The following is a 15,823-nucleotide window of genomic DNA, read 5'->3' as shown; positions in this document are numbered from 1 at the left end:
CTGCCAAGAGCGCGGAAGAGAATTCGTCACCCGCGACACGTCGCTGTATGAGCTATGGCAGAGACGCTTGCCTAGTGCACGAGATCAACGCGCGCTGAACCGCCGCTCGCGCGCCCTGTAGAGATGATCGCTGATCAATTGCCGCAGCTTTGCCGGCTCGTCGAACTCGAGCTGAACTGCGAATGGCACGATGCCCTCGGGCACGTCCGCGCGGCCACGCAGGCGTGCAAGGTCTTTCTCTGTCGTCACCAGCGTGAGCTGCTCGCGCCGCGCGTCCGCTGCGAGCGCTGCGATCTCGTCCTGCGAAAACAAGTGGTGGTCGGCGAAGGCGCGCGTGCGCGCGACCGCGATGCCGCTGGCGTGCAGGGTGCGAAAGAAGCGCTCGGGGTCGCCGATGCCGGCGAACGCGAAGACCCGCTTTCCGGACAGCTGCGCGAGCGAGGCCGCAACCGGCTTCAGGCGTGCCCGCAGCTCCGGCTTGTCGCGCTTGGCAAGCTCGGCCGCGACATCGTTGGCGGCACGGCCATCGCCGATCAGCACCAGCGCGTCGGTGCGCGCGAGCTGCGCCTGCAACGGCGCGCGCAGGGGGCCCGCGGGAAACACCTGGCCGTTGCCGAGGCCGCGCTCGCTGTCGATCACGATCAGCGACACGTCCTTCAGAAGGCGCGGGTTCTGGAAACCGTCATCCATCACGATCACGGTGGCGCCCTGCGATTTCGCCAGCGCGACGCCGTCGAGGCGGTCGCGCGCGACTGCGACCGGGACGTCGCGCGCCATCATCAGGGGCTCGTCGCCGACGTCGGCCGCGGTATGACGGGCGCCGTCGACCATCACCGGACCCTTCAGGTGCCCGCCATAGCCGCGGCTGAGCACGACCGGCGTCTCGCCGAGCTCGCGAAGCAGCTTCGTCAGCGCCAGCACGGTCGGCGTCTTGCCGGCGCCGCCGACATGGTAGTTGCCGACGCAGATCACGGGAATGCCGGCGTCCACGCCGTCGCGCTGCATGCGCCATGCGGTGACGGCGCCGTAGAGCGCACCCAGCGGAAAGAGGACATGCGATAGCGGGGAATGTGGCCGGTACCAGAAGGCCGGCTCACGCATTCGCGGCCCCCATCTCGATCCGCAACTGCAGCAGATACGGCTCGAGCGCGGTCATGGTGCGATCGAGCGCACCGCCAAGCTGCTCGACCACGCCTGAACCTGCGCGTTGCATCTTGTCGCGCACCATCGGCTCGGCCAGGAGCAGGCCGAGCTGCTTGACCAGTGCCTCCTGCGTATCGGCCTGGCGCGCCCCGCCGCTGCCGTCGAGCGCTTCATAGACGTCGGCGAAGTTGAAGACGTGCGGACCGTGGACGATCGCCGCGCCAAGCTTGATCGCCTCGATCGGATTCTGGCCGCCATGGTGGATCAGCGATCCGCCCATGAACACGATCGGCGAGAGACGGTAGAACAGGCCGAGCTCGCCCATGGTGTCGGCAATATAGACGTCGGTCGTGGCCGTCGGCAGCTCCTCGCGCGAGCGTAAGCTCGGCTTCAGGCCGGACGCCGTGACCAGGCCTGCGATCGCGGAGCCGCGATCCGGATGCCGCGGCACGATCACGGTGAGAAGCTGCGGGAAGAAACCAACGAGGCTGCGATGCGCCGCGATCAGCATCTCGTCCTCGCCCGGATGGGTCGAGGCCGCGACGACGATCGGACGCCCGCGCGTCATCGCCATCAGCCGTTCGAGCTTTGCGGGATCGGCCGGCGGCGCCGGCACGTCCAGCTTCAGATTGCCCGTGGTGACGACGTCGCGGCCGCCGAGCGCGGAAAAGCGCTCGGCATCAGTCTTCGACTGCGCAAGACAAATGTCGAACCGCGACAGCAGCGCAGAGATGGTGCCGTGCATGCGCCGCCAGCGCGGGAAGGAACGCGGCGACATCCGTCCGTTGATCAGCACCATCGGCATCCGGCGCGCCGCCCCGGCGAGGATCAGGTTCGGCCACAGGTCGGATTCGATGAACAGCGCCAGCGACGGCTTCCAGTGATCGAGGAAGCGCGCGACATAGCGCGGAGAGTCATACGGTACGTACTGATGAATGACGTCAGGCGGAAAGCGCTTTGCCGCCACCGCCGCCGAGGTGACGGTGCCCGAGGTGAGCAGGATGCGCAGATTGAGATCGCGCAGGCGCCCGATCAGCGCCGCCGCGGCCAGCACCTCGCCGACGCTGGCGCCGTGGATCCAGACCAGCGGGCCATGCGGCCGCACGTCCCGGGACAGCCCCCGCCGCTCGCCGACGCGCGCGGGATCCTCCTTGCCCTGCTTCAGCCGCCGCTTGATCAGTGCAGGCGCAAGCGGCACCAGGCCGGAGGCCAGGCGCCGATACATCCGCAGCGTGATCGGCAGCGCAATGGGCAGCGACTTAGGCATCTTCCGGTCCCGGACGGCCGAGTTGGGCGTAGGCGCGGCGGGTCGCTTCGTTCAACGTGTCTTCCAGCTCCTGCCGCAATGCTTCCATCATGGCAGCGTCGGCATCCGGAGGAACGTGGATTTCCTTGATGCCGACCAATGCGCCGCGCCCGAACGGCAAATTGATGGTGGTGCGGTCCCAGTTCTCGAGCCGGACGAAGCGGCTCGTCGCCATCGCGAAAGGCATGATCGGCCGCCCCGATTCCCGTGCCAGCATGATAATGCCGAGCCCCGCCACGCGCGAGCGCTTGGGGACATCGGCGGTCAATGCGACATTACAACCGGCCTGGAGCGTCCGCACCATTTCCTTGAAGGCGCCCACACCTCCCTTGCGATGGAACGCCCCGCCATGGTCGCCGGAGCCGCGGATGGTGCCGATGCCGAGCCGTTCGGCCGCGATCGCATTGAACTCGCCGTCGCGATGGCGGGAGATCAGGACCTTGGCCCGATAGGAGGCCTTGTCCTGATTCTTGATGAAGGGCGTCAGGAAATGCTGGCCGTGCCAGAACGCGAAGATCGCAGGGAGCTGCGGCTCGACGCGTTCATAGACGTCCGGGGGATCGAACGTGAACCTGTTGGTCCGCCAGACCAGACGCAGATATTCGGCCGCCAGGACCCCGACGGCACGCTGAAGCCAGCTGCTTCGCAGCGTATTGCGAAGCAGTCTTTTCAACGTGCCGGTTCTTGATTCGGGTCGAGCAGCCGGTGGAGATGGACGATGAAATAGCGCATCTGTGCGTTGTCGACCGTGCTCTGCGCCTTGGCGCGCCAAGCGGCATAGGCGGCCGCATAGTTCGGATAGAGGCCGACGATCTCGACGTCGTCGAGATTCTTGAAGGTGTTGCCTTCGAGATCGACGAGTTCGCCGCCGATGACGAGGTGGAGCAGTTGTTGCGGGGCACTATCTGGCATGAGTTCTATTCCTAACGGGCTGCCCGGCAAAGCAGTGTCCGACAAGCACGACGAAGCGCTTCAGGCTAAGGGACGGTTGCGAAAATGCGCGACAATGCCCGCATGACGATCGCGTCCCGCTGCCACCAGCACCCCGTGCGCCACTTCCCGGCGGTTGTAGAGGATGGGTTCTCCGGAGAGGTTGCTCATCCTACCATCCGCTTCCTGCACGATCAAATCGGCCGCCGCAAGGTCCCAGTCATGGCTGTTGCCCCCCGCAAAAGCCGCATCCAGCGCGCCATGGGCGACCCGGCACAGCCGCAGCGCCAGCGAGCCGATTCGCCGATGCAGCTTGATTTCGCCGAGTGACGGCTTCAAGCGCTCGACCAGCGGCTTCGGGCCGGCGACGCGGGCGAAGTCGAGCTCGGATCCGGACGTCGCCCGCACCGGCTTGTCGTTGAGCGTCGTGCCCTGGCCGCGCACCGCGAAGAAGAACTCGTCGCTCGCTGGTGCAAACACCGCGGCAAGTACGGGCGAGGCGTCTTCCACCAGCGCCACACTGACGCACCATTCGTCATGACCGCCCAGATAATTGCGCGTGCCGTCGATGGGATCGACGATCCATGTCAGCCGCCGCGACAGCCGTGCCGCATCGTCGGCGCTCTCCTCCGAAAGCCAGCCATAGTCGGGTGTCGCCGCGCGCAGGCGCGCTTCGAGGAGATCGTTGACCGCGATGTCGGCCTCCGACACCGGGGAGGACGCGCCCTTGGTCCACTTCCTCAGCTCGGTGCGAAACATCGACTGCGCGAGTGCGCCCGCTTCCCGCACCGTGTCCTTCAGCAGCGCCGCGTCGCGGGTCAGGATGGTGTTGTCGAGAACAGGAGTCATCCGAGTCAATCGAGCTGCATGCGAGGACCACCTCTCCCCATCGGGGAGAGGTCGATTTGCGCAGCAAATCGGGTGAGGGGGCGCAGGTCCCACGAGAGAGAGTAACCCCTCACCCGGATCGCATCTTGCGATGCGATCCGACCTCTCCCTACGGGAGAGGTGAGCCAACTCGCCTCTGCTCGATCAGCGTCCGCCAAGCGTCAAACCCTCGATGCGCACCGTCGGCGCATTGATGCCGTAGCGGAACTCGAGATTGTTCGCGGGCTGCATCGACTTGAAAATCTCGAACAGATGGCCGGCGATCGTCACCTCGCTGACGGGATAGGTGATCTCGCCGTTCTCGATCCAGAAACCGGAGGCGCCGCGGCTGTAATCGCCGGTGACGCCGTTGACGCCGGAGCCGATCAAATCGGTGACATAGAACCCTTGCTTGATATCGGAGATCAACTCGGCCGGCGTCGGCGCGCCGGCCTCGAGATGCAGATTGTAGGGCCCCGGCGAGGGAGAGGAGGAAACGCCGCGATGGGCATGGCCGGTCGTGGTGAGGCCGAGCTCGCGCGCGGTCGCGCAGTCGAGCAGCCAGGTCGTCAGCACGCCTTCGTCGACCAGCGCGGTCCTCTTCACCGCGACGCCTTCGGCGTCGAAGGTCTGCGAGCGCAGGCCGCGCCGGCGCAGCGGATCGTCGATGATGCGGATGTTCTTCGCGAAGAGCTGCTGGCCGAGCTTGTCCTTCAAGAAGCTGGTCTTGCGCGCGATCGAAGCGCCGTTGATGGCGCCGACGAGGTGGCCGACCAGGGAGCCGGCAACGCGCGGATCGAACACGATCGGCACCTTACAGGTCTCGACCTTGCGCGGATTGTAGCGCGCCACGGTGCGCTCGCCGGCGGAACGGCCGACGGCTTCCGGCGACAACAGATCGGCGCCGTGCGGCGCCGAGGTGAAGTCGTAATCGCGCTCCATGCTGGTGCCTTCGCCTGATATGGCGGTGGCGGAAATGCCCTGGCTGGAGCGGAGGTAAGAGCCGTGGAAGCCGGTCGAGGTGACGAGCACCATGCCGCCGATACCGGCGGAAGCCGAGGCGCCGCCGGATTTGGTCACACCCTTCACGCCGAGCGCCGCAGCTTCGGCCGCGAGCGCGCGGCGCTCGAGCTCGGCGGTCGCCGGCAAGTTGGGATCGAGCAGGTCGAGATCGGGGAATTCGCGCGCGAGCAGCGCGGGATCGGCGAGGCCGACATATTTGTCGTCGGGCGCCACGCGCGCCATCGCGACCGCGCGCTCGGCGAGCTTGGTCACGGCATCGCCGCTGACGTCGTTGGTCGAGACCACCGCCTGGCGCTGGCCAACCAGCACGCGCAGGCCGACATCGTCGCCCTCGGACCGCTCGGATTCCTCGACACGGCCGTCGCGGACCTCGACGCCCTGCGAGACGCCGCGCACCGCGACCGCATCGGCCGCATCCGCGCCGGCGCGCCTGGCCGCCTCGACCAGCCGCTGCGCGAGATCGGAGAGCGCGGACTGATCGAACAGGTCGCGATTGGCTGTGGTCGAAAGCGTCGGGCTTGGTGAAGAGTTCACGAACGAAATCCTGTTGGGGCGGGGTTCGGGACCGGAACCCACAGATGTGCCCTGGTAGCGCGGACTTCAAGCATTTTCAGCCCGCCAAAAGCTCAGATTCGCAACTTCGGCGCAACGTCTCGTCAATCATGCGCGCCAAGGTCTTGTCAATCATGAGCAGCAGTGACGGTGGGTTAACCAGGCTTTTTAAGCGGTTTCGGAAAGGCCCGCGCTAAGGTCCTCGCATCGACCGGGAACATAATCCCGGCGGGGAGAACTAAAGCCGTGAGGCGTCAAACAGCAACATGCGGGGTCACTCCCGCCGGGTCGAGCCGCTCCTTGCGGCTCGACCCCCTTTCCCTTCCGGTCCGCTTCGATGCGCATGACCCGCGCGCCGACGGACATGTCAGGCAGATCGAGCTTCATCGCGAGCGTGTCGTGCTGCGCCGTGCCGTCCGCGGCATGCAAATGGCGATCAACGTGCGCGTTGCCGACTTCACCGGCGTCGCTTTGCGCGGCAATGACGACGCGCAGACGCTCGTCCTCGTGCATCGCGATCCCTCGCTGTCCATTCCGCTGCTGGTCGGCGCCGATGCCGACGAGATAGCGCAAGCCTGGGCGGTCTGGAGCGAGCTCTTCGCGCTACCGCAGCTCGACGAAGGCGCCCGCAAGCCCGCGCCGCGCCGTCGCCGCGCCAACGCGATCCGCGCGCGCCGCCCGAAATTCCTGATGCGCCGGCGCACCGGCATGGCGCGGGAATTGCCCGTTCATCACGGCGAACGTGAGATTATCGCGAGGAATTAAGCGGCAACCACAGGTGCCGTAGGGTGGGCAAAGCGAAGCGTGCCCACCTTTTTTATCAATCATTGAGAGATGGTGGGCACGGCGCAAGAGCGCCTTTGCCCACCTACGAGAGCTACGCCGCCCGCATCACCGCGTCGGCCAGCAATCCCGCGAACAGCAGCAAGCCCGCGTCACGGTTCGACTTGAACAGGCGCAGGCACAGCTCGGGATCGTCAATCCTCAAGCGCACGATCTGCCACACCAGATGCACGGCGAAGGCCACGAGCCCGAGCCAGGCCGGCCAGCGCACATCGCCGGACGCCAGCGCGATGCCGATCAACATCACCGCGAGCCCGTAGAACAGGATCAGCGCCTGGTGCGTGTGCGCGCCGAACAGGCGCGCGGTCGACTTGATGCCGATCAGCGCGTCGTCCTCGGCGTCCTGATGCGCATAGATCGTGTCATAGCCGATCACCCAGGAGATCGCGCCGGCATAGAGCACGAGCGCGGTGACGTCGATGTGTCCGAACGTGACGGCAAATCCCATCAAGGCGCCCCATGAGAAGGCAAGCCCGAGCACGATCTGCGGCCACCAGGTGATGCGCTTCATGAAGGGATAGATCGCGACGATCAAAAGCGAGGCGATGCCGGTCGCAATCGCGAAGCGGTTGAACTGCAGCAGCACCAGCAGGCCGATCAGCGCCTGTGCGACCATGAAGGCCAGCGCCTGTTTCGTGGTCACCTGCCCCGACGGCAACGGCCGCGAACGCGTGCGCTCGACCTTGTCGTCGAGATCGCGGTCGGTGATGTCATTCCACGTGCAGCCCGCCCCGCGCATCACGAAGGCGCCGATGAAGAACAACGCGATGGTGAGCGGCAGGCCGCGGACGTCATGCGCCATGCCGGCGGCGAGCGCCGCCGACCACCAGCATGGCATCAGGAGAAGCCAGGAGCCGATCGGACGGTCGAAGCGGGACAGGCGCAGGTAAGGCCGCGCCCAATGCGGCGCGAGCGTATCGACCCAGTTGCCGGTGGAATCGGCAACGCGGGCGGATGTCTCGCTCATCGGGTCAGGACGTTGCCGTTGAGCGTATCGAAGGTGCTGCCGCCCTTCTTGCCGGCATTGGCCTCGGGCGCCGAGCCCGACCCCAGCACCTCGCTCAGCGACGGGCCGGCCGGACGCGCCTGTTGCTGCTGCATCTGCTGCGCGACGTTGCAGACCTTCGCCGCCATGGCCTCTGTGTTCTTGTGACCGTCCTTCATCTGAGCGCCCACCTGCGGCGGGATTCCGCATTTGGCGGCGTGGGCCTCGATGTACTTGATCATCTTGGTCTCAGACTGGCTGAAATTGCGAATCAGCTTGCAGGCCTCGTCCGGCGGCGCGTGACGGTCGCTCGCCGCCTTGATCAGCTTGCCGCGCTTCTCGGCTTCTTCGCGCAGGGGCATGAACGCCTTCATGCAGTCCTCGCCGGGACCGGCTTGCGTCGGCGGAGCCGCGCTGAAGGCGCCGGCACCGCCGACCGGGGCGGCACCGTTCACCGGAAACGACGATTGCGGCGTCGTGCCGACGGAGGCGACGGGCGCCGCGCCGTTCACGGGCGGAAAGGGGGAACTGGTAGCAGCCTGGCCGGGCAGCGGCGCCGGGAAGGCGCTTTGCGCATGGGCGCCCGCGGCACCCATGGCGACCATGGCGGCAGTGATCGGAACCATCAGACGACGGATCATGAAGGCAGTCTCTCCGGCAGGAGCTTACGGGGGCGGCGTCTTCTCAATTGAAGCGCGACCAGCGTGTTCGCTTTTCTACGATTCCTGCCGGCCCTTAACAACCCGTGGAATAGGGCAAGAGCGCGGCGCTGGGACGCACCAATTCGGCGATATTTACCCCCAAAACTACTGGTTTCGGTTAAGAACGGCGGCGAATCGGACCTCTGACGATGCCCTCCCACGATTTTAGCGCTCCCCGCCTGTTCGTCGATGCCGCCCTCGTCCAGGACGCCAGGGTGCCGCTCGACCGCGACCAGAGCAATTACCTCGGCAACGTGCTGCGGCTTGCCGCCGGGGCCGAAGTCCTGGCCTTCAACGGCCGCGACGGCGAGTGGCAGGCGGCCATCGAAGGCCGCAAGCGGCCGGATGGCCTCGTGATCCTTCAGCAGACCCGGCCCCAGGACCGGCTACCCGACCTCACTTACGTCTTCGCCCCGCTCAAGCATGCCCGGCTGGATTACATGGTGCAGAAGGCGATCGAGATGGGCGCCGCCGCCCTGCAACCCGTCCTGACACGGTTCACCCAGGCCTCCCGGGTCAATACCGAACGGATGCGCGCCAATGTGGTCGAGGCGGCCGAGCAATGCGGCATCCTCAGCATCGCCACCGTGGCCGAGCCGGTGCCGCTGGAGCGCTTCTTGAGCCAGCGCGCCGCGGGCCGCCTGCTGATCTTCTGCGATGAGGCGGCGGAGGTCCAGGACCCCGTTCAGAGCCTGCAAAGCACCCGTGAGGCCGGCCGAGGTATTGACGTGCTGATCGGCCCCGAAGGCGGCTTCGCCGAGGAGGAACGGGCGCTGCTGCTAAGGCAGCCGAACATCTTGCGGCTGGCCCTCGGTCCCCGGATCATGCGGGCCGACACGGCCGCGGTGGCGGCATTGGCGCTGGTGCAGGCTGTGCTGGGCGACTGGGGCGGTGGACGCGGCTAGCATGATCCGGAAAAGTGCACAGCGGTTTTCCGACAAGATCATGCTCAAACGATAACCTGAAGCGCGATCACGATTCATCCCGATCGCATCGCGCTTTAGATCGCTTCCCGCATCGCGCGGTGCAGGGTCTCAGACGGCAGCTCTCCGAAGGCCGCCCTGTAACTCGCCGCGAACTCGCTCAGATGCCAGAAGCCGTGCGCAATTGCGCAGGCCTTCACACTGCGCCGCCCGGGACCGATGCGCAGCTGCTTGCGCACCGACCAGAGCCGCAGGACCCGGCTATAGCGATGCGGGCTCATGCCGCAAATGGCCTGTGTCGCGCTCTGGAGAGTCCGAACGGACACGCCCACCTGCGCCGCCAGTTCGGGCGTCTTGGGCCAGACCGTCAGATCTTGCCGGATCAGTCTTTCCATGTCCGCGACGATCCGCCGATAGCCATCCGTGGCGGACGACGCGGGTCCGCCGCTCGCGCTGGTGCGCAGCGCAGCGTCCATCGTGCCGAGCAGGGACTGCTCGACGGCGGTCAGCGACATTGGCTCGTTCAGGAAGTCCGGGTCATGTGCCGCGATTTCCAGCGTGACGGAGATCAGGCGTCGCAGCGAGGCAAGAACGTCCGATGGCGGGTTCACCAGGCGATAGCCGTCACCCAGTTGCGCCCAGGGTTCGCGCTGCGGCGGACTGAGATACACGACGGCCATCAGCCGGCCCTCCGGCTCATAGACCAGGCAATCGGAGCTGCCCGTCAGAACGACGATGGAACGGCCCATTGATTGCCCGTTGATGCGGGCCGAGGTCACGTGATCCATCGGCACCACGACGGCGGCGGCATTCGTCAATTGATAGCCGCGAACGATCCGCGGGAAAGTCTTCACCAGAGAGAGGGTCAGGGTCGGCAGGCTGAGCCGAGCCCGCATGATCGCCGTCGCCCCGACGGACAACGGCATGCTGGATGCGCCGGCATATCTCTCGGTCTCGCCGAAATGGTCGATGTCATACGCCCTGAGCTCGAGGGCCGACGATGGCTTGAGCTCCTGGAAGGACATCAAGCGGTCCGTCGCCAGCTCTCGCGCTCCGTCGCGCGCAGTATCGAGATGGCCTTGATCCATATCGTGTCGCTTACTTTGCCTTCTTTGCGGACGTCGCGCCCTTGGAGGCGCGCAGATCATCCGGCCCGCTGATGCCGGCGCGCCTGAGATCGCGAAGCAGCTTCGTGAGCAACAGCATGTTCGTCTTCTGCAGTTCGTGGTTGTTTCCAAACCTGAATGCGTTCTGCTCGGTCACGATGAGTCCGGCCTTCGTCTCGGCGAGAATCTTTCGCCTCTTCAGTCCTGTCACGCGACGGCGAACCGTCTCCAGTGGCAGGCTGAGGAAGCGGGAGAGTGCGGCACGAGAGACCCCCTGCTTGATCACATCCGGCTCGACGGCATGAATGCTGGAGAATTTCTCGTCCAACGCCGGATCGTTCATCACGTGGATGACATTGGCGTTCAGGACCGCATGAATGATCAGAAGGTCCAGCGGATCGAATTCGTCGTAGTGCCGGAACAACTCGCTCATCGAGAACAGCATATAGGCTAGCGTGTGCCGCGAGACCGTCCGGATAATGTCTGAAGCATTGCGCATGAATCGAAAACCAACATTCATCTTGTAAACGATGGTTACGGCGAACGGATCATCGGCCATACCCAAAATGAGTATGCGACGACTTGCCAGCCGTCCGTAGTTTCTCATTGTGACGCCGGCCTGCTGCTGCATCTGGGCATCGTTGTCGACGAGACCTTCGACGTGCCTGCCGGACCCCTGGCCGCCAAGACTTCATTGCGCGAGCGCGCGTCCAACAGGTTCGACGATGCCGGCGCCGCCGGGGTGGCGATCGCGATGGAAGACATGGCAATGAATGACGACCTCGTGCCCGAGGCGCGATCATGCGAGTCGCTGCGACTCATCAAGGCGTTTCTCCGCCTCGCGGACCCCGGCAGAAGGGGAAGGGTCCTCGACCTGGCGGAACAACTCGCGGAAGCAGCGGAGGCCGCGACGGCAGGGTCGACCTTTGCCGTGACCGAGGCATCATTCGTGGAACCAGCTCCAGCCCCTGGCCCAACCGAATGAAGCCGAACCCCTCGCCCGGCGCGTCCCGCGACGAAACGTGATCCATCGGAATTCGGTATCAAATTACCTGATCGATGCCACTTTCTACACCCTGCCGACGGTGCCGGCGTCGCTCCAAACTCGTTAAGCGATTGATCCTTTGGAGGTCGAAACCGCTTTCGGGCCATGCTAAGGGCTGCGCCAACTCCCATTCCTTCCTTGCCCTGCCCGGTTCCACCGGGATGATGGACCCTGAGATGACCGCGACTGCCACCTCAAATGCTGCCGGCTCCGCCGCCTGGGCGGATACGCTGCTCTTGTCGTTCGCGCAGGCCGGTTACGTCCGGGCCGAGCCCGCCATCCTGCAGCCGGCCGAGCCGTTCCTGGACCTCTCCGGCGAGGACATCCGCAAGAGCCTGTACCTCACCACGGATCTCTCGGGCGAGGAGCTCTGCTTGCGCCCGGACCTGACGATTCCCGTCGCGCGCGACTATCTCGCCTCGACCCGCGCCGGCCAGCCGGCCGGGTTCAGCTATCTCGGACCGGTGTTCCGCTACCGTAGCGGCCAGGCCAGCGAATTCCTGCAAGCCGGCATCGAATCGTTCGGCCGCCAGGACCGCGCCGCGGCCGATGCCGAGATGTTGGCCCTGGCGCTGGAGGCGACCGCCGCCTTCGGCGTTCGCGATGTCGAGATCCGCACCGGCGACGTCGCGCTGTTCAACGCCCTGCTGGACGCACTCAACCTCTATCCGGTCTGGCGCCGCCGCCTGGTCAAGGATTTCAACCGCAAGATCAGCCTGGAGCAGGATCTGGAGCGACTGGCAGCCGCCAGCACCGCGACGCGCAGCGAATACGAGGGCGTGCTGGCCGCCCTCGCCGGCTCCGATCGCAAGGCGGCACTCGCCTTCGTCACCGATCTGATGTCGATCGCCGGCACCACCAATGTCGGCGGGCGCACCACGGCCGAGATCGCCGATCGCTTCCTCGAGCAATCGACGCTGAAGGGCGGCGCGCTGCCGCGCGCGGCGATCACCGTGCTCAAGCGCTTCCTGTCGATATCGGGCAATCCCGACGACGCCATCGCCGAGCTGCGCGCACTCACGACCGATGCGAAGCTCGATCTCGCCCCGGCGATCGATCAGTTCGAGAGCCGCGTCGGCTTCATGGCGGCGCGCGGCATCGACGTGAAGCAGACCCGCTTCTCGACGGCGTTCGGGCGCGGGCTCGACTATTACACCGGCTTCGAATTCGAGCTTCATCACAGGGGCAACGGCGCCGAGCCGCTGGTCGCGGGCGGCCGTTATGACGGGCTGATGACCCAGCTCGGCTCGAACGCGCCGATCCCCGCGGTCGGCTTCTCGGTCTGGGTGGATGCGCTGACGAAGATCGGCCGCAAGGTGGGAGCTTAAGTCATGAGCGCGCCATTCGTTCTGGCCGTTCCCTCCAAGGGCCGCCTTCAGGAGAATACCGAGGCCTTCTTCGCCCGCGCCGGTCTCAAGCTGTCGAAGGCCGGCGGCGCCCGCGACTACCGCGGCACGATCGCGGGTCTCGACAATGTCGAGGTCGCCTATCTCTCGGCGAGCGAGATCGCCTCGCAACTCGCCCGCGGCTTTGCGCATCTCGGCGTCACCGGCGAGGACCTGGTGCGCGAGACCATCGCCGATGCCGACAAGCGCGTGTCGCTGATCGAAGGACTTGGCTTCGGCTATGCCGACGTCGTCGTCGCGGTGCCGCAGGCCTGGATCGACGTCCGCGCCATGGCAGACCTCGACGATGTCACCACCGGCTTCCGCGAGCAGCATCACATGCGGATGCGGGTCGCGACCAAGTTCGTCAACCTCACCCGCGGCTTCTTCCAGGCTCACGGCATCACCGATTACCGCATCGTCGAAAGCGCAGGCGCAACCGAAGGCGCGCCGGCGGCCGGCAGCGCCGAGCTGATCGTCGACATCACCACCACAGGCGCGACGCTCGCCGCCAACGGCTTGCGGGTGCTCGACGACGGTATAATCCTGCGCAGCCAGGCCAATCTGGTGGCATCCAAAGGCGCCGACTGGTCGCCGCAGGCGCGAGAAACGGCGCGTGTCATCCTCGATCACATCGCAGCGCGGGCGCGGGCCAACAAGTACCGCGAAGTCCGCACCCGCTTCCGGCAATGCGACGCCGCCCTGCTCGGCGAGGCCCATAGCCGATACGGAGTCGAGGCGCCGTTCGGCGGTCCGACTTCGTCAGGCATGCTGACGCTGCACTGCCCGCCGGCTCAGCTTTATGCGCTGGCGAGCTTCCTGCGCGAGCATGGCGCCGAGACCGTCTCGGTTGTCTCGCTGGACTACGTGTTCGATCGGGAGAACCCGCTGTTCGCCAGGCTCGAGGCGTTCCTCGGGCAATGAGCCTCGGGTTCGTTCAGCATAGCGACAGCAAGCGGCAGCTACCATATGCTGTTGAATATCTAAACGCCTCTGGAACCTTGATCGATGACGCTGGGCTCTGACGTTTCCGGCATGACGACCACCGCAGCGAGCGCCGCCGCGAAGGGGCTGTCGATAGTCGTTCCCGTCTACAACGAGGCGGCGGGGCTCGCTGCCCTGCATCAGCGCATCTGCGATCTCGCAAAGACGCTGCGGCAGCGCTATCGGCTCACTTGCGAGGTCGTCTACGTCGACGACGGCAGCAAGGATGCGACGCTGTCGATCGCGCGGTCGCTGCCGGCCGACGCCATCGACGTCCAGGTCGTGTCGCTGTCGCGCAATTTCGGCAAGGAGGCCGCGCTGATGGCGGGCCTCGACCATGCCCGGCTTGGCGCCGTCATGTTCATGGACGGGGACGGCCAGCATCCGCCGGCGCTGATCGAGCAGCTGGTGCGGCACTGGATCGATGACGGCTATGACGTCGTCTACACCGCCAAGGCGCATCGCGACAACGAGCCCTTCTTGCGCCGGGTCGCGGTGCACGGCTTCTACGCGCTGATCAATTGGGGCGCACGCCAGAAGATTCCCGAGGACGCCGGCGACTTCCGCCTGCTCTCGCCGCGCGCGGTCGCCGCACTCAGGCAGTTGCCGGAACGCAACCGCTTCTTCAAAGGCCTCGCCAGCTGGATCGGCTTTCGCCAGATCCGCGTCGACTACGAGCCTGCGGCGCGCGTCCATGGCGTCACCACCTTCAACGCCGCAAGCCTGCTCGGCCTCTCGATCGAGGGCCTGACCTCGTTTTCGGTGGCACCGCTGCGCTTCGCCAGCCTGCTCGGCGTCATCCTCGCCGGAGGTGCCTTCCTGTTCGGCCTGTCGATCCTCTGGGAGGTGTTGACGACCGGCAAGCAGGTGCCCGGCTATCCCTCGCTCGTGATCGGCCTGATGACGATCGGCGGCGTGCAGCTCATCATGATCGGCATCGTCGGTGAATATATCGGCAAGATCCTTTCCGAGCTGAAGGCGCGCCCGATCTACTTCGTCGCCGAGCACAGCGAGAAGCACTTCGAGGCGGGCAAGGCTGACGACGCACCGAACAGGACGGCCGCCGAATGAGCGCGGCCGCGAGCCCGCGGCGAATCTGGCTCTGCGCCGACGATTACGGCATCAGCCCGGCCGTCAACCGCGCCATTCGCGACCTGATCGAACGCGGCCGCCTCAACGCCACCTCGGTGATGATGGTGGGTCCGGCGATCGCGCGCAGCGAGATCGAGGCGCTTCAGTCCGCAGCAAAGACGAACTCGCGCTGCACGATCGGATTGCACGTGACGCTGTCGGCGCCGTTCCGGCCGCTCACCATGCATTTCCGACCGCTCGACGGCGACATGTTCATGCCGTTTCCGAAGCTGCTGCGCGCGGGCGTTTTGCGGCGGCTCGACCGGGAATTCTTCCGCAACGAAGTCAGGGCGCAGCTGGCAGCCTTCATGGAAGCGTTCGGACGCGCCCCCGACTTCGTCGACGGCCACCAGCATGTGCAGCTCTACCCGCAGGTCCGCGACGGCTTTGTCGATGCGGTGGTCGAGACTGCGCCGGGCGCCTGGGTGCGCCAGGGCGGCCGCGATCTGCCGCTCAGGCAACGGCTGGCCTCACCAAAAGCCATGGTGCTCGACAGTCTCAGCGCGCAATTCCGCCGCCGCGCCGGCAGCGCCGGCCTCAGCTTCAACCCCGGCTTCGCCGGCGCCTATGATTTTACGCGCGAGGCCGATTTCGGCGCGCTGATGCGGCAGTTCCTGGAAGGCCTTCCCGACGGCGGCCTCGTGATGTGCCATCCCGGCTTCGTCGATGACGTCCTCGCCGGCCTCGACCCGATGACCGATGTCCGCGAGCGCGAGCACGCTTATCTCGCCAGCGACGCCTTCGCGCGCCAGCTGACGGAGAGCAACGTGACACTGGGATGAACCCGGCGGCAAGCGGGCCGGGAGGCAGCTTGTCGCATACGGAAATTTAATCCGGCCGGCACTGTTGGGGCCACAATGGAACCCTACATCTCCTGCGCGCTTGATTTTGCGCGAAGG

Annotated in this window: 17 protein-coding genes; 7 read left to right on the top strand and 10 right to left on the bottom strand. The window is 66.0% G+C overall.

Going from position 1 to position 15,823, the window contains the following annotated elements:
* Positions 1 to 84: 84 nt before the first annotated feature.
* The 6 genes from lpxK to ACM42_RS32510 all read right to left on the bottom strand — a co-directional run bounded on the left by lpxK (position 85) and on the right by ACM42_RS32510 (position 5,803).
* Positions 85 to 1,101, bottom strand: a complete 1,017-nt coding sequence (lpxK, locus tag ACM42_RS32535; RefSeq protein ID WP_271531948.1) for a tetraacyldisaccharide 4'-kinase — start codon at positions 1,099 to 1,101, stop codon at positions 85 to 87.
* Complete coding sequence (locus ACM42_RS32530) at positions 1,094 to 2,410, bottom strand: 3-deoxy-D-manno-octulosonic acid transferase (protein ID WP_271531946.1); 1,317 nt, start codon at positions 2,408 to 2,410, stop codon at positions 1,094 to 1,096. The genes lpxK and ACM42_RS32530 overlap by 8 nt, the downstream gene beginning before the upstream one ends.
* Complete coding sequence (locus ACM42_RS32525; protein ID WP_271531944.1) at positions 2,403 to 3,122, bottom strand: lysophospholipid acyltransferase family protein; 720 nt, start codon at positions 3,120 to 3,122, stop codon at positions 2,403 to 2,405. Before ACM42_RS32525 ends, ACM42_RS32530 begins: the two co-directional genes overlap by 8 nt.
* Complete coding sequence (locus ACM42_RS32520) at positions 3,119 to 3,361, bottom strand: DUF4170 domain-containing protein (RefSeq protein WP_271531942.1); 243 nt, start codon at positions 3,359 to 3,361, stop codon at positions 3,119 to 3,121. The genes ACM42_RS32525 and ACM42_RS32520 overlap by 4 nt, the downstream gene beginning before the upstream one ends.
* Before the next feature lie 60 nt (positions 3,362 to 3,421).
* Complete coding sequence (locus tag ACM42_RS32515; RefSeq protein WP_271531940.1) at positions 3,422 to 4,228, bottom strand: 3'(2'),5'-bisphosphate nucleotidase CysQ; 807 nt, start codon at positions 4,226 to 4,228, stop codon at positions 3,422 to 3,424.
* Positions 4,229 to 4,411: 183 nt separating this feature from the next.
* Complete coding sequence (locus ACM42_RS32510; RefSeq protein ID WP_271531938.1) at positions 4,412 to 5,803, bottom strand: TldD/PmbA family protein; 1,392 nt, start codon at positions 5,801 to 5,803, stop codon at positions 4,412 to 4,414.
* 264 nt (positions 5,804 to 6,067) lie between these two features.
* Here ACM42_RS32510 and ACM42_RS32505 point away from each other — a divergent pair, with 264 nt between their 5' ends.
* The gene (locus ACM42_RS32505; protein ID WP_271531937.1) at positions 6,068 to 6,586 is read left to right on the top strand and encodes a DUF6101 family protein; all 519 of its coding nucleotides are present in this window, start codon (positions 6,068 to 6,070) and stop codon (positions 6,584 to 6,586) included.
* A gap of 112 nt (positions 6,587 to 6,698) precedes the next feature.
* Here ACM42_RS32505 and ubiA read toward each other — a convergent pair whose 3' ends face one another.
* Together ubiA and ACM42_RS32495 are read right to left on the bottom strand one after the other, a co-directional pair.
* On the bottom strand, positions 6,699 to 7,631 hold the full coding sequence (gene ubiA / locus ACM42_RS32500) for a 4-hydroxybenzoate octaprenyltransferase (protein ID WP_271531935.1): 933 nt from the start codon (positions 7,629 to 7,631) through the stop codon (positions 6,699 to 6,701).
* On the bottom strand, positions 7,628 to 8,290 hold the full coding sequence (locus tag ACM42_RS32495; RefSeq protein ID WP_028179570.1) for a hypothetical protein: 663 nt from the start codon (positions 8,288 to 8,290) through the stop codon (positions 7,628 to 7,630). Before ACM42_RS32495 ends, ubiA begins: the two co-directional genes overlap by 4 nt.
* A 209-nt stretch (positions 8,291 to 8,499) precedes the next feature.
* Between ACM42_RS32495 and ACM42_RS32490 the strand changes: the two genes are divergently transcribed.
* On the top strand, positions 8,500 to 9,255 hold the full coding sequence (locus ACM42_RS32490; protein ID WP_271531932.1) for a 16S rRNA (uracil(1498)-N(3))-methyltransferase: 756 nt from the start codon (positions 8,500 to 8,502) through the stop codon (positions 9,253 to 9,255).
* A 95-nt stretch (positions 9,256 to 9,350) separates the two neighbouring features.
* Here ACM42_RS32490 and ACM42_RS32485 read toward each other — a convergent pair whose 3' ends face one another.
* Together ACM42_RS32485 and ACM42_RS32480 are read right to left on the bottom strand one after the other, a co-directional pair.
* Positions 9,351 to 10,199: a helix-turn-helix domain-containing protein gene (locus tag ACM42_RS32485; protein ID WP_271531930.1), complete on the bottom strand. Its 849-nt coding sequence runs from the start codon at positions 10,197 to 10,199 to the stop codon at positions 9,351 to 9,353.
* A gap of 172 nt (positions 10,200 to 10,371) precedes the next feature.
* A complete protein-coding gene (locus ACM42_RS32480; protein WP_271531929.1) occupies positions 10,372 to 11,010 on the bottom strand; it encodes a hypothetical protein in 639 nt (212 codons plus the stop codon).
* Positions 11,011 to 11,040: 30 nt separating this feature from the next.
* On the opposite strand from ACM42_RS32480, the gene ACM42_RS32475 reads away from it, so the two are divergent.
* The 5 genes from ACM42_RS32475 (at position 11,041) to ACM42_RS32455 (ending at position 15,706) form a co-directional block, all read left to right on the top strand.
* Positions 11,041 to 11,364 carry a hypothetical protein gene (locus ACM42_RS32475; RefSeq protein ID WP_271531927.1) on the top strand — a complete coding sequence of 108 codons (324 nt, stop codon included), beginning with the start codon at positions 11,041 to 11,043 and terminating at the stop codon, positions 11,362 to 11,364.
* A 236-nt stretch (positions 11,365 to 11,600) separates the two neighbouring features.
* Complete coding sequence (locus tag ACM42_RS32470) at positions 11,601 to 12,752, top strand: ATP phosphoribosyltransferase regulatory subunit (protein WP_271531926.1); 1,152 nt, start codon at positions 11,601 to 11,603, stop codon at positions 12,750 to 12,752.
* A 3-nt stretch (positions 12,753 to 12,755) separates the two neighbouring features.
* A complete protein-coding gene (gene hisG / locus ACM42_RS32465; protein WP_271531924.1) occupies positions 12,756 to 13,733 on the top strand; it encodes an ATP phosphoribosyltransferase in 978 nt (325 codons plus the stop codon).
* An 84-nt stretch (positions 13,734 to 13,817) separates the two neighbouring features.
* Positions 13,818 to 14,864, top strand: coding sequence for a glycosyltransferase family 2 protein (locus tag ACM42_RS32460; RefSeq protein WP_271531922.1), 1,047 nt, complete (start codon positions 13,818 to 13,820; stop codon positions 14,862 to 14,864).
* Entirely contained in the window at positions 14,861 to 15,706 is an 846-nt protein-coding gene (locus ACM42_RS32455) for a ChbG/HpnK family deacetylase (RefSeq protein WP_271531920.1), read from the top strand. The genes ACM42_RS32460 and ACM42_RS32455 overlap by 4 nt, the downstream gene beginning before the upstream one ends.
* Positions 15,707 to 15,823 lie beyond the last annotated feature (117 nt).

Origin of the sequence: Bradyrhizobium sp. CCBAU 25338 (assembly GCF_028128965.1) — a bacterium.
In the GTDB taxonomy this organism is placed as follows: Bacteria; Pseudomonadota; Alphaproteobacteria; order Rhizobiales; family Xanthobacteraceae; genus Bradyrhizobium; species Bradyrhizobium liaoningense.
This window is presented reverse-complemented; position numbering and strand designations above follow the sequence as displayed.

What these genes read in the sequence shown, in the direction of transcription:
- lpxK (WP_271531948.1), bottom strand. Translation starts at nt 1,101, where the DNA reads ATGCGTGAGCCGGCCTTCTGGTACCGGCCACATTCCCCGCTATCGCAT.
- ACM42_RS32530 (WP_271531946.1), bottom strand. Translation starts at nt 2,410, where the DNA reads ATGCCTAAGTCGCTGCCCATTGCGCTGCCGATCACGCTGCGGATGTAT.
- ACM42_RS32520 (WP_271531942.1), bottom strand. Translation starts at nt 3,361, where the DNA reads ATGCCAGATAGTGCCCCGCAACAACTGCTCCACCTCGTCATCGGCGGC.
- ACM42_RS32515 (WP_271531940.1), bottom strand. Translation starts at nt 4,228, where the DNA reads ATGACTCCTGTTCTCGACAACACCATCCTGACCCGCGACGCGGCGCTG.
- ubiA (WP_271531935.1), bottom strand. Translation starts at nt 7,631, where the DNA reads ATGAGCGAGACATCCGCCCGCGTTGCCGATTCCACCGGCAACTGGGTC.
- ACM42_RS32495 (WP_028179570.1), bottom strand. Translation starts at nt 8,290, where the DNA reads ATGATCCGTCGTCTGATGGTTCCGATCACTGCCGCCATGGTCGCCATG.
- ACM42_RS32490 (WP_271531932.1), top strand. Translation starts at nt 8,500, where the DNA reads ATGCCCTCCCACGATTTTAGCGCTCCCCGCCTGTTCGTCGATGCCGCC.
- ACM42_RS32485 (WP_271531930.1), bottom strand. Translation starts at nt 10,199, where the DNA reads ATGCCGTTGTCCGTCGGGGCGACGGCGATCATGCGGGCTCGGCTCAGC.
- ACM42_RS32480 (WP_271531929.1), bottom strand. Translation starts at nt 11,010, where the DNA reads ATGCAGCAGCAGGCCGGCGTCACAATGAGAAACTACGGACGGCTGGCA.
- ACM42_RS32470 (WP_271531926.1), top strand. Translation starts at nt 11,601, where the DNA reads ATGACCGCGACTGCCACCTCAAATGCTGCCGGCTCCGCCGCCTGGGCG.
- hisG (WP_271531924.1), top strand. Translation starts at nt 12,756, where the DNA reads ATGAGCGCGCCATTCGTTCTGGCCGTTCCCTCCAAGGGCCGCCTTCAG.
- ACM42_RS32460 (WP_271531922.1), top strand. Translation starts at nt 13,818, where the DNA reads ATGACGCTGGGCTCTGACGTTTCCGGCATGACGACCACCGCAGCGAGC.
- ACM42_RS32455 (WP_271531920.1), top strand. Translation starts at nt 14,861, where the DNA reads ATGAGCGCGGCCGCGAGCCCGCGGCGAATCTGGCTCTGCGCCGACGAT.